The following is an 11,791-nucleotide window of genomic DNA, read 5'->3' as shown; positions in this document are numbered from 1 at the left end:
TCCCTCCCTCGTACCTTCGGCGTTACCGCGCGCCGATCGCCTTGAATTGACGCACCTGCTCCGTCAGCGCCCGCTCCACAGGCAGTCGCTCCATCGAGGACGCCCCGTAGAAGCCGTGGCAATGGCGGGTGTTCTTCATGATGAAATCGGCATCGGCGGGATCAGCGATCGGGCCGCCATGAGCCAGCACCAGAATGTCCGGATTGACGCTGAGCGCAGCGGACGCCCAGATGTCGATCTGCGCGGGACAATCCTCGAGCTTCAGTGCGGTCTGCGCGCCGATGGTGCCGCCGGTCGTCAGGCCCATGTGACAGACGATGATGTCGGCACCCGCGATCGCCATTGCGGCGGCCTCCTTCTCGCTGAACACGTAGGGCGTGGTCAGCATGTCCTTGTCGTGCGCCTTGGCGATCATGTCGATCTCCAGCGCATAGGACATGCCGGTCTCTTCGAGATTGGCGCGGAAGACGCCGTCGATCAGGCCGACGGTCGGAAAGTTCTGCACGCCGGCAAACCCGAGCGCCTTCAATTGGTCGAGAAACACGTCCATGTCGCGGAATGGATCGGTGCCGTTGACGCCCGCCAGCACCGGCGTCCTGGTGACGACGGGCAGCACTTCGTTCGCCATTTCGACGACGATGGCGTTGGCATCGCCGTAAGCCATCAGACCCGCGAGCGAGCCGCGGCCGGCCATCCGATAGCGGCCCGAATTGTAGATGACGATGAGATCAACGCCGCCGGCTTCCTCGCACTTGGCTGATAGACCGGTGCCGGCGCCGCCGCCGACGATCGGCTCACCGCGCCTTGCCATGTCGCGAAAGGTCTTCAGGAGCGCTGCGCGTTCAAACCTCGCCATCGGTCACCTCGCTACTCTTCGGCGCACCTTGGTGCGGCCGAACAGGGTTCGGAACGCACTGACAATGGCGGCGGCGAACTCGGGATCGTTGATGTTCTTGGGCACGCGAATGAGCTGGCGGTTGCCGGTCTGCCGCACCGTGCGCTCCAGCGTGCGAAACAGCGCGCTGTCGGTGTCCGGATCCCAGAACGGCTGGCCCCGCGCATCGAGGGCGGACACGCCGCCCTCGGGCAGGAAAAAGCGGACAGGGCCATCCATCTGATTGAGCCGCTCAGCGATCCAGCGGCCCATGCGCTCGTTCTCTTCGGCCGTTGTCCGCATCAGCGTCACTTGCGGATTGTGGACGTGAAACTTGCGGCCGCGGTAGCGTTCGGGAATGGTCCCGGGCGCGCCAAAATTGACCATGTCGAGCGCGCCGACCGAGCCGACATAGGGCACGCGGCTGCGGATGATTGCGCCGAAGCGATCTTCGGTCGCAGGAAACACGCCGCCCATGAGCAGATCGCAGATCTCGGTCGTGGTGAGGTCGATGACTCCGGCGAGTTGGCCGGACTCGACGAGCTTCTCCATCGAGCGTCCGCCGACGCCGGTGGCATGGAACACCAGGCATTCGACATCGTCACGCAACTCGGCCGCGATCTTCTGAACGGCCGGCGTGGTAACGCCGAACATGGTAATACCGACCGCTGGCAGGCCGCCGGCCTCGCGCGCCATTGCGGCGCGGGCATCGAGCCGCGCCTTGACCATGCCGGCGAGCGCATTGGCGCCATTGGCCAGCACCGCCCGCGAGATCGAGTTCAGCCCCTGCACGTCGGTGACCGAGTACATCATCGTGATGTCGGCGGGACCGACATAGGGCCCGACATCGCCCGAGGCGACGGAGGAGATGATCAGCTTGGGTACGCCGACGGGAAGCGCGCGCATGCCCGGGGCGACCAGCGACGCTGCGCCCGAACCGCCGGCCGAGATCACTCCGGCGACATTGCCCTGGCGCCGCAGCCAGTTGGCGAAAGCATCAGCCATCGCGGTCACGGCGGCGCCACGATCGGGACCGAACACCGCTGCGCCGCCACGGCTGTGGTTCAGGGCGATCTCCTGCGCGGAGACATCGCACGACGAATGCTTGCCACTCGTCGAAACATCGACCAGCCGTGTGCGCAGGCCGCTTTCCGCGATGATGTCGCGGATGAAGCGCAGCTCAAGGCCTTTGGTGTCGAGCGTGCCGACGACCAACGTCACAGGCGGGCCGGCGGCCTGCGTCGTCACCGGCTCGCGCTTGCGCCGCGCCGTCTCATCGAGCCGGGTGACTTGCGTCGAGACCGTGCGCGCAGCAGCTTCGATGCGGGCGATCGGTACCGGTTGCGACCATCGGGTCGGGAGCGTCGGGTTCGAGATGTAGATGCGGATCGGTCCGTCGCGGCGCGGCGCCGGCGCCGGCCTGGCTTCGACGCCGGATGCGGCGACATCGATATCCGGCTCGAGCTCGGCGTGAAGTCCGACGCCGAGCAGGCGCTGCTGGAGCTCGCGGTCGGCGGCGAGGCGGGCGGAGTCGATGATGCGGTTGATGCGGCCGTTGACCATGATCGCGACGTTGCGCGAGATCGCGGTGGCGACGCCGATATTCTGCTCGATCACGAGCACGGACATGTCGCCGTCCTCACCGAGCCGCAGCAGCATCTCCTCGACCTGCGCCACGATGACGGGCGCGAGGCCTTCAGTCGGCTCGTCCATGATCAGGAGATGCGGATTGGTGAGTAGCGCGCGAGAGATGGCCAGCATCTGCTGCTCGCCGCCGGAGAGCTGGCCGCCGCCGTGATCCTTGCGTTCGGCGAGCCGCGGGAAGGTCTCGTAGATGCGATCGACAGTCCAGGCGCCGGGCCGGAGGCCGCCGGCCAGCCGCAAATGCTCGTCGACGCTGAGCGAGCGCCAGAGCCGGCGTCCTTGCGGCACATAGCCGACGCCAAGCCTGGCGATCTGGGCCGGAGGCCGCCGCGTGATGTCTTCGCCACGAACGCGGATCGAGCCGCCGCTCACGCCCACTAGACCCATGATCGCCTTGCACAGCGTGGTCTTGCCCATGCCGTTGCGGCCGACGACGGAGAACACGCCGCTCTCCAGTGTGAGATCGACGCCTTGCAGGGCGTGCGAGTGGCCATAGTAGACATCGAGGCCGCGGACCTCGAGCGCGGCCTTGCTGCGGCGGACCTCATTCATGACCGCCTCCGAGGTAAAGCTCCTGCACCTCGGGATCGGACTGGATCTCCTGCGGCAGGCCTTCCTTGAAGATGCGGCCGTTGTGCATCATCGTGACGCTCTCGACGACGCGTAAAGCGACGTCCATGTCGTGCTCGATGATGATGTAGCCGATATGCGCCGGCAGCGAGGTCAGGATCTCGATCAGCTCGGCCCGTTCGGTTGGCGACAGGCCGGCGGCCGGTTCGTCGAACAGGACAAAGCGCGGGGCGCCCGCGAGCGCGAGCGCGATCTCGAGCTGGCGCTGCTGGCCATGCGCGAGCTCGGCCACGCGCTGGTCCTTCACGGCGGAAAGATGCACGGCCTGGACGAGATTGTCCGCCACATGCATCAGAGCATCGGTCTGTCCCGGACGCAGGAACGAGAAGCGTCCGCGCGAGACGCCGCGGCAGGCGAGATAGACGTTATCCTGCACGGTGAGGCCGGGGAACAGCGCCGAGATCTGATAGGTCCGCCGCAATCCGCGCCGGATGCGTTCATAAGGCGGGAAGTGCGTGACGTCCTCGCCGAAGAAGCGGATGGTGCCGGAGGAGGGCGGGAAGTCGCCGGTGATGCAATTGAACAGCGTGGTCTTGCCGGCGCCGTTCGAACCGAGCACTGCGCGCCGCTCACCTGGACGCACCGTGATGGTGACGTCGGTCAGCGCCGCCAGCGCGCCGAACAGGCGCGTCACGCCTCGGAGCTCCAGCGCAGCGCCGGCGCCCACGGCGGAGAGGCGTTGAGCGACGCTATCCATGGCGGCGCCCTCCGCCGGAACGGTCCGGCCTGCGGCGCTGACGTTGGCGCCATCGCTGCCATAGGCCGATGACGCCGTCCGAGGACCAGAACACGATGGCGAGGAAGCCGAGCCCGATCAGCAGGCGGAAGCGGTTGCCATCCAGGCCAAGCCTGACCAGGAAGTCGAGCGCGAATGTGCGCAGCAGCACGAAGATCAGCGCACCGATGAAGGGACCGATCGGGCGCGTGATGCCGCCGACAACGGCGATGATCAGCACGTCGATGCAGGCGCCGACGCTGACCGATCCCGGCGAGATCTGACGGTAGTTCCAGACCTGGAGCACCCCGGCCAGCGCGGCCACGAACGAGGCGAACGCATAGGCCGCGACGCGGTGCGCATTGACGTTGAAGCCGAGCGCAGCCATGCGCCTGGGATTGTCGCGCACGCCCTGGAGGGCAAGACCGAAGGGCGCGCGTGAGAGATATTCGACTGCGAAATAGCAGAGCGCGGCGACCGCGAGCACGACGTAGTAGAAGGGAATGTCGGCGCGCCAGTTCACGCCCCAGAAGTGCGGCGTGGCGACGGTGTTGATACCGGTATGGCCGTTGAAGATCGCCCAGTTCTGGTTGGTGAAATAGTAGAAGGCCGCGCCGATCGCCAGCGTGATCATGATGGTGTAGATGCCTTCGGTGCGGACCGCGAGCGCGCCGCCGAGCGTGCCGAAAGCGGTCGCCAGCGTCAGCGCCATCGGCACCGCGAGCCACCACGGCCAGCCCAGGCTGATATTGGCATTGCCGCTGACGCCGAACACGGCGACCATGTACGCCGCGAACCCCGCGATGGTAAGCTGCATCAGGCTGACCATGCCGCCATAGCCGGCGAGGAACATCAGGCTCAGCGCCATGGTGCCGAGGATCAAGGTGGAGGCGAAGATCTCGATCAGGAAGAAGCCGTTGGCGATAAGCGGCATGATCAGGAGAATAACCGCGACGATCCAGGCGGCGGGATTGTTGACCTCCGGCCACGTCCGTGCCGGGCGCTGCGCCATTGTGGCGGGGCGTACGGCAAGCCGTGCATCGTGGGCGAGCGACATCTCAGCGCCTCGCCAATAGGCCTTGCGGCCGGATGGCCAGCACCAGCACCATGATCAGGAAGGTCACGACGATGGCATAGGTCGGGATGTAGACCGAGCCGAGCTGTTCGGCGAGGCCGATGATCAGTGCGCCGAGTGCGGCGCCGGGGATCGAACCCATGCCGCCGACGATCACGACGACGAGGGACGCCAGCAGGAAGCGGATGTCCTCGCCGGGCGACAATGACTGGAACGTGCCGCCGACCACGCCGGCGATGCCGGCAAGTCCTGCGCCAAAGGCGAACACCAGCACGAACACGAGCTGGATGCGCACGCCGGTCGCAGCAAGGATATCGCGATCATCGACGCCGGCACGGATGATCATGCCGATCCGGGTGCGGTTGAGGGCGAGCCACATCGCCACGCCGATGATCACGGAAGCGGCGAAGATCACGAGCCGCACCAGCGGATATCTGAGATAGACCGGCTCGCCCGAGGATTTGATCGCCGTGATTAGCGGCAGCTCCACCGGGCCGATCAGCCAATTCGGCGTCTGGATCTGGTAGAAGTCGCCGCCGCAGGCCCACAGCATGAGGTCGGCGAATACGATCGAAAGCCCGATCGTCACCATGGTCTGCCTGAGATCCTGTCCCTCCATCCGGCGGAACACGATCACCTGGAGCAGGACGCCGACCAGGGCGGTCAGGATGAAAGCGACGATGAAGCTGAGGATCCAGGAGCCGGTCGAGGCGCTGATGGCGTAGCCGACATAACCGCCGAACAGATAGAGCGAGCCATGCGCGAGGTTGACGTTGCGCATCAGGCCGAAGATCAGCGTGAAGCCGCTGGCGACGAGGAAGTAGAGCCCTCCGAGCGTGATGCCGTTGAAGACGGCATTGAGGAAGACGCGCTTGCGGCCGATCGCCTCTTCGAGGCCCGGCGGCCAGACCGCGAAGACCAGCCAAAGCACGACGGCAATGGCAATGATCAGGATCAGCGCCCAGACGGGATGGCGTTCGACAAAGCGGCTCATGGTCTCGCCCCGCTTGCGGCAGGGCAATCGCATGTGGGAAGCGATTCCCTGCGGCGCATCCTTCCAGACGCCCGCTTTGGCGGGCCCCTCAGGATGAGGGCGGAGTGTACGGCAGCAGGTTCAACGGGCCGGATGCCAATTAGCCTCATCCTGAGGAGACCGCGGCGCGGGCGTCTCGAAGGATGCGGCGCTTGCTCAGGCCACTCCAAGAGATCATATCCGATAACCCTGCCGCTTCCGGGGAGAGGTCGCGTCCAACGGGTCGCGCCAAAGGCGCGCTCGATGACGGGCTTCGGCGCGGGTGCAGCCCAACCCTCTCCCCGCAAGTGGGACGAGGCGGCGTGCAAGCCGTGATCGGCTGCGAGCCCTGCCATGGGCGAACGTCCTCCCTGGACTCGCAATTCTCTAGCGAGATCGCGTTGCCCACATTCTAGCCGGGCTGCGAGCAGGACGTTTGATCGTGAGTATCTTTTCGCGCAGTGGCTAGGTGCGCAAAACTTTGGCCGCGCGACGATAATCGGTCGGGGCCATCCCGACATTGGCGGCGAAGAAGCGGGTGAAGCCGCTTTGCGAGGAGAAGCCGAGATCGAAGCCGATATCGGCGATCGGCGCCTCGCTCGCCACCAGCGCTTCGAGCGCCTGTTCCATGATCAGCGTGTTGAGATAGAGATTCGGCGTGACGCCGGTCTGGACGCGGAACAGCCGGTAGAAATGCGGTCGAGACAAACCGGATTCCCGCGCGATCGTATCGAGCTCCATCTCGGCCCCGGGGCTCTCCGACATCAGCCTGATGCATTTGCGCACACGGAAGTCGGTCACGGCACCATTGGCGCGCGGATCGCGCGCGATCTCGGCCTGTTGCCAGCTTTCATCGTAGCAGATGTCGATCAGCCGCCGCAGCTCGGAATCCAGGCTGGAAAGCGATGGTGCGCCGCACACGAGCGCGGCGGTTCGCCTGATGTGCTTGTCAAGCGCAGGCGTGCGCTTGAATTGGGTGCGGCCGAAGCGCAACCGGTCGGAGCCGGAGGCATCAGGCGCAAACCATTCGGCATTGACATAAAGCACGAAGAAGATCGCGCCGCCGTCGACATCGGCCGGCAGGAAGTTGTGCGGCTCCCACGGATTGACGGCAACGACAGAGGATTCGGTGAGATCATAATGCCCGTTGCAGACATCTATGCATGCCGGCATGCCGCCGACATGGAAGATCAGATGACCTTCACGATGGGCGTGGATATTGAAAGGGCGGTTCAACTGATAAACCGTCGCCCGGCCGAACCGGCCGTGGAAGACGGCGAGCGCACGGCTCATGCCTTCCCCTCCGAATGTTCTTGTCTTTTCGGCCAGCGTTCAACAACCCCGGCGAGATTGCAAGAGCGGAGAGCGACCGCGTCAGCAAGTCGCTCTCCGCCGGTGCGGTGCAGGCGTGATGCGTCAGTACTTCTTACATTCCGGTACTGTGCGGCTCGGCAGCCCGATCTTCGAGAACACGGCCGGATCATAGCCGAGCGTCTGGTTCACGTTCGGGATCACCTTCACGACCTTGCTGAACAGCGCGCCCTTGCCGTCGTCGACGACCTCAGTGACGAAGTTGGTGCCGATCGCCTGGCGATTGGAGTCGAGCTTGATCTTGCCGTTCGGCGCGTCGAGCTCGATCTTCGCCAGGGCTTCCTTGAACTTCGCCTGGTTATTGGAGAGGTCGCCATTGACCTGGCGCAGCGCGAGGATCAGCGCCATGGTTGAATCATAGTAGTTGGTCGCGAGCAGCGAGGGGCTCGGGAAGCGCTTGTTGGGCGGAAAGGCGTCCTGATAGGCCTTCACGAACTTCTGCCAGCCCGGATCTTCCCAGGTATCGGCCTGGCCGCTCGCCGCAATGGTGCCGATCAGCGCGTTCTTGGCGTTGCCCTTCGACGACAGGATGGTCTGGTCGATCATGATGGAACCGCCCATCAGGTGCGCCTTGCCGCCGGCCTGCTGATACTGGTTGAGGAAGTTGACGGCATCCGCGCCGCCGAGCCCGAGATAGATGGCATCGACATCGTCGGGCAGGGCGGCGATGACGGAGGCGAAATCTTTCGTTCCGAGCGGGACCCATTGCCGATTGGTGACCTGTCCGCCGGCACCGCAAAACTCGAGCACGAGGCCGAACACCTGGGTGTAAATGAAGGAGTAATCCTCGCCGACGGTGGCGATCTTGCGATACTTCTTTTCGTCATAGGCGTATTTGCCGAGGCCGACCTGCCACTGTGCGCCGTCCATGTTGTACCGGAAGAAATTCGGGGCCGGATCGACATAAGTCGTCTCCTGGGCGCCGGAAGCCGCATTGATGAAGGTCAGCTCGGGATGCGTTTTTGCAAAATTCTTTACCGCGATGCCCTCGTCGCCAGAGAGCGGTGAGAGCAGGATCTGCACCTTGTCCTGTTCGATCAGCTTGCGCACCGCGCGCACGGCGGAGTCGGGCGTTGCGTCGGTCGAGGCGACGATGAATTCGAGTTCCTTGTCGCCGACCTTCTTGCCAAGCACGTTGAGGGCCGTCTGGTGGCCGCGCATGCCGTCCTCGCCGAGCACCGTGTAGGTGCCTTCGAGCGTCGCAGTCACGCCCACCTTGATCTTCTCCTGAGCGATCGCGGCGCCCGAAAGAAACAGGCTGCTCAGCGCCAGCAGTCCCACACTGCATTTCGACATGGTGCTCCTCCCTGTGTCGTCGATTTGTCGCCGTGCCAATCGGCGCGGCGCCCGCAGCTCGAAAGGCTGGCGGATTTGACGGGAAGGCTAGCCGAAGTCGCATGCGGTGCATGCGCGGGCGCCTCGTTCGGCTTGACGGGCAGTCTCATTTTGGATGTTGCGGCGCAAATGGTTTCGCGGTGCAGCACGTGACCGGTGACTTCGCGCGCGCCTGTTGAGATAGTGGCGGCCGCCACTCGTCGATCTCGACCCGCAGGATCTGCAACATGACGACTGACAGCTTCACCATCCGCGCGATCGAGGCGTTCTGCTATCGCTATCCGCTGGCAACGCCGGTGGTGACGTCGTTCGGCAAGATGCTCAACCGGCCCGCCGTCTTCGTTCGCGCTGTCGACGAGGACGGCGTCGAAGGATGGGGCGAAGCCTGGTCCAACTTTCCGGCTCCAGGCGCGGAGCATCGCGCCCGGCTCGTCAACGAGGTGCTCGCCCCCGGCCTCGTCGGACGCAAATTCGATAGTCCTGCCCAGGCCTTCGAGGCGCTGACCAAAAGCACCGAAGTTCTGGCGCTTCAATGCGGTGAACCTGGTCCGTTCGCGCAGGCGATTTCGGGCATCGATCTCGCCTTGTGGGATCTCTCCGCGCGCCGCCAGCGCCTGCCGCTGTGGCGGCTTCTCGGCGGTCAGTCGCGCAAGATCAAGGTCTATGCCAGCGGCATCAATCCCGGCGGTGCGGCGCAGACGGCGGAGGCCGCGCTCGAGCGCGGCCATCGCGCGCTGAAGCTGAAGGTCGGGTTCGGCGCCGAGACCGACCTCGCCAATTTGGCGGCGCTGCGCCGGATCGTCGGCCCCGGCATGCTTGCTACCGATGCCAATCAGGGCTGGTCAGTCGCGCAGGCGATGGAGATGCTGCCGCGGCTTGCCGAGTTCGATCTGCGCTGGCTGGAAGAGCCGATCCGTGCTGACCGGCCGCGCGAGGAATGGCGCAGGCTGCACGCCGCAGCGAAGATGCCGATTGCCGCCGGCGAAAACATTTCGAGCGCCGAGGGTTTCAGGGAAGTGCTGGCCGAAGAGGTGCTCGGCGTGGTTCAGCCCGATATTGCGAAATGGGGCGGGCTGAGTGTCTGCGCTCCACTGGCTCGCGACATTCTGAAGGCGGGCAAGACGTTTTGCCCGCACTATCTCGGTGGAGGTCTTGGCTTGCTTGCATCCGCGCACCTGCTCGCCGGTATCGGAGGTAATGGCTGGCTGGAAGTCGATGCGAACGACAATCCCTTGCGCGATCTGTTTTGCGGTCCGCTCCTCAACGTGAGGGAAGGCACGGTTGAATTGGAGGAAGAGCCGGGCCTCGGAGTAGCGCCTGATCTGTCATCTATCGAGCGTCATCGCACCATTTAGATTAGAGATTCGTCGGCTTCCGACCAACCCGCCCGCCGGGTGGCGATGTCATCGCGAGCCGGCGGCCGCGGAAATGGCGCGCGCCATCAGCGCTGTCGCCGTCGGACCTTTCAGGTGATCATCGAGAATGCCGAGGGGTGCACCCGCGACCGAGGACGCCTGCCTGTTCTGCTTCAAAGACCTGGCTGTGACCGAAGGCCTCGGGCTCTATCGGGAGAGGCCTATGGCGACAATGCCGGTCATCGGCCGGCGGCCTGACATCACGTTGCTCGTTTCGGATGTCGCGGACTCCGCCAAGAACCTGGACAACCACAAGGATCCCTCGAAACAGCCGGTCGTCTTCTCAAAAGGCGCCGCCTCGGTAATCGGCCCGGGCGCGGCGGTGGAATACATTCCTGCATGTGTGTGCCGCTTCACATTTTGTACGTGAAACGATGCTACCATTGATTTGAAAGTCCCTTTTATTTTTTGGCCGACGTCTGCGTTTTTTTTAAGCAGCCTTCCAGGGGCGCGTAATGAGTAGTCGTGATCGGGTCTGCGACCGTATGGTCATTCTGCACCACCGTGTCTGTTCGCTCAATTCTCAACTTGCAGAGCTTCGAAACCTTAGCACTCGGGTGCAAAAGGCGATGGAAAGAAGCAACGGCAAACGCTCAAGAGTCCCATGTGTTGGGGCCGTGCGGCGTCGAACTCGGAGATAAATGCGCGTTGAGAACCATGAGCCATAGCTCGGCCATGTGACCGCAACCCGCCGAAGGGAGGCTCTCTGCCAGAGGTCTGCTCTGGGGCCAAAAGCGCCATTCTAGTTGCCTGCTGGTCAGTTCAGGTCTGCGCCGATAGGCGCAGATTTGGAAGCCGGCCATGGGCATTCGCGTGGGGTTGATCCTTGGGGTGGTCCAATCGCGTACCGCTCTATTTCCATGTGTGCTATCTGTTGGGTAGCAAAACGGTAGCAGGAAGAGCGGATCATGACTGACGATCAGGTCAATCTTGTCGTTCAGCACCTTTGCGAGCATTTGCACTTGGCACTCCGATTGAAGGGCAGCGAGGCGCATCCACCAAACGCCAAGGATATTGGATTCGATCCTGCCTCCGTAAGAACCGTGTTCCTGACCGGGTTGCGTTCGGCGGGGGTCACGATCCATGCCGAGGCGGCCGGGCCGAGCGAAGAACCGCCGTGGTCCTAAAGGCAAAACGGGGGACACCCTAGACAGCCGACGCTTGGACGAGCATCGAGTTGGGCAGCGTCGGGCCAGACGCTGCCGTCGTGAACTTACGAAACACTCTTCGGCAGCTCCCGTTGCGCCTGGCCGATAATTGGCCGACTACGGGCCGGGTCGATGGCGGCGCTGATTGAAGCGTGCCGCTTTTCATCCGCTTGCAATGCTGCGTCTGGACGATTGCCGCATTCCCATCAACCGTCGCCTGGGAGCGCGGAGCGTAGAGGGCGGCATACCCAACCTTCTCCGCGATGTCGTCGAGGCTGAGCCGAGTTGCGGCAGCATTCGATTTGAGTGATGGGGCGATCACCTCGGACTGGCCGAGCCCACCGTTGCGGCTCTATCCGGTGCAGGTCAGGGCCGCGGAAATTTGGATCGAGGCGCAGAGGCGACATCCGCGTCGATGATGACATCATGCCCCTGTTTTGCCCGACGTGTCAAAAGCATCTGTGACATGGACTTGTTTTCTCAGGAAATTGTCCTTTGGAAACAAGGGCCTTCTACTGTGCATGGGGTTGTTTTCGCATTTATTGGTTCAGTGCTCGGCGGCAGCGTCGACC

10 protein-coding genes are annotated in these 11,791 nt (G+C 64.0%); 3 read left to right on the top strand and 7 right to left on the bottom strand.

The genetic code is table 11. The annotated features are described in order from the left end of the window. Window positions 1-22 precede the first annotated feature (22 nt). The 7 genes from IVB12_RS33155 to IVB12_RS33125 form a co-directional block, all read right to left on the bottom strand. Window positions 23-856: a phosphoenolpyruvate hydrolase family protein gene (locus tag IVB12_RS33155; RefSeq protein ID WP_247278135.1), complete on the bottom strand. Its 834-nt coding sequence runs from the start codon at window positions 854-856 to the stop codon at window positions 23-25. 3 nt (window positions 857-859) lie between these two features. Beyond that, window positions 860-3,070, bottom strand: coding sequence for an ABC transporter permease (locus IVB12_RS33150; RefSeq protein WP_247305959.1), 2,211 nt, complete (start codon window positions 3,068-3,070; stop codon window positions 860-862). Continuing rightward, window positions 3,063-3,845: an ABC transporter ATP-binding protein gene (locus IVB12_RS33145; protein ID WP_247305957.1), complete on the bottom strand. Its 783-nt coding sequence runs from the start codon at window positions 3,843-3,845 to the stop codon at window positions 3,063-3,065. The genes IVB12_RS33150 and IVB12_RS33145 overlap by 8 nt, the downstream gene beginning before the upstream one ends. Further along, window positions 3,838-4,920 carry a branched-chain amino acid ABC transporter permease gene (locus IVB12_RS33140; RefSeq protein WP_247305953.1) on the bottom strand — a complete coding sequence of 361 codons (1,083 nt, stop codon included), beginning with the start codon at window positions 4,918-4,920 and terminating at the stop codon, window positions 3,838-3,840. The genes IVB12_RS33145 and IVB12_RS33140 overlap by 8 nt, the downstream gene beginning before the upstream one ends. Before the next feature lies 1 nt (window position 4,921). After that, entirely contained in the window at window positions 4,922-5,932 is a 1,011-nt protein-coding gene (locus tag IVB12_RS33135; RefSeq protein ID WP_247305950.1) for a branched-chain amino acid ABC transporter permease, read from the bottom strand. 483 nt (window positions 5,933-6,415) lie between these two features. Then, the gene (locus IVB12_RS33130; protein ID WP_247305948.1) at window positions 6,416-7,243 is read right to left on the bottom strand and encodes an AraC family transcriptional regulator; all 828 of its coding nucleotides are present in this window, start codon (window positions 7,241-7,243) and stop codon (window positions 6,416-6,418) included. A gap of 123 nt (window positions 7,244-7,366) precedes the next feature. Further along, entirely contained in the window at window positions 7,367-8,617 is a 1,251-nt protein-coding gene (locus tag IVB12_RS33125) for an ABC transporter substrate-binding protein (protein WP_247278130.1), read from the bottom strand. 266 nt (window positions 8,618-8,883) lie between these two features. On the opposite strand from IVB12_RS33125, the gene IVB12_RS33120 reads away from it, so the two are divergent. The 3 genes from IVB12_RS33120 (at window position 8,884) to IVB12_RS33110 (ending at window position 11,198) form a co-directional block, all read left to right on the top strand. Further along, a complete protein-coding gene (locus IVB12_RS33120; protein WP_247305943.1) occupies window positions 8,884-10,011 on the top strand; it encodes a mandelate racemase/muconate lactonizing enzyme family protein in 1,128 nt (375 codons plus the stop codon). A gap of 223 nt (window positions 10,012-10,234) precedes the next feature. Continuing rightward, window positions 10,235-10,441, top strand: coding sequence for a hypothetical protein (locus IVB12_RS33115; RefSeq protein ID WP_247305941.1), 207 nt, complete (start codon window positions 10,235-10,237; stop codon window positions 10,439-10,441). 538 nt (window positions 10,442-10,979) lie between these two features. Further along, the gene (locus tag IVB12_RS33110) at window positions 10,980-11,198 is read left to right on the top strand and encodes a hypothetical protein (RefSeq protein ID WP_247305939.1); all 219 of its coding nucleotides are present in this window, start codon (window positions 10,980-10,982) and stop codon (window positions 11,196-11,198) included. Window positions 11,199-11,791: the final 593 nt, after the last annotated feature.

Origin of the sequence: Bradyrhizobium sp. 179 (assembly GCF_023073535.1) — a bacterium.
Taxonomy (GTDB): domain Bacteria; phylum Pseudomonadota; class Alphaproteobacteria; order Rhizobiales; family Xanthobacteraceae; genus Bradyrhizobium.
Note: the sequence above shows the minus strand (reverse complement) of the source record. Positions and strands in the feature narration are given on the sequence as shown.

What these genes read in the sequence shown, in the direction of transcription:
- IVB12_RS33145 (WP_247305957.1), bottom strand. Translation starts at nt 3,845, where the DNA reads ATGGATAGCGTCGCTCAACGCCTCTCCGCCGTGGGCGCCGGCGCTGCG.
- IVB12_RS33135 (WP_247305950.1), bottom strand. Translation starts at nt 5,932, where the DNA reads ATGAGCCGCTTTGTCGAACGCCATCCCGTCTGGGCGCTGATCCTGATC.
- IVB12_RS33120 (WP_247305943.1), top strand. Translation starts at nt 8,884, where the DNA reads ATGACGACTGACAGCTTCACCATCCGCGCGATCGAGGCGTTCTGCTAT.
- IVB12_RS33130 (WP_247305948.1), bottom strand. Translation starts at nt 7,243, where the DNA reads ATGAGCCGTGCGCTCGCCGTCTTCCACGGCCGGTTCGGCCGGGCGACG.
- IVB12_RS33150 (WP_247305959.1), bottom strand. Translation starts at nt 3,070, where the DNA reads ATGAATGAGGTCCGCCGCAGCAAGGCCGCGCTCGAGGTCCGCGGCCTC.
- IVB12_RS33155 (WP_247278135.1), bottom strand. Translation starts at nt 856, where the DNA reads ATGGCGAGGTTTGAACGCGCAGCGCTCCTGAAGACCTTTCGCGACATG.
- IVB12_RS33140 (WP_247305953.1), bottom strand. Translation starts at nt 4,920, where the DNA reads ATGTCGCTCGCCCACGATGCACGGCTTGCCGTACGCCCCGCCACAATG.
- IVB12_RS33110 (WP_247305939.1), top strand. Translation starts at nt 10,980, where the DNA reads ATGACTGACGATCAGGTCAATCTTGTCGTTCAGCACCTTTGCGAGCAT.
- IVB12_RS33115 (WP_247305941.1), top strand. Translation starts at nt 10,235, where the DNA reads ATGGCGACAATGCCGGTCATCGGCCGGCGGCCTGACATCACGTTGCTC.
- IVB12_RS33125 (WP_247278130.1), bottom strand. Translation starts at nt 8,617, where the DNA reads ATGTCGAAATGCAGTGTGGGACTGCTGGCGCTGAGCAGCCTGTTTCTT.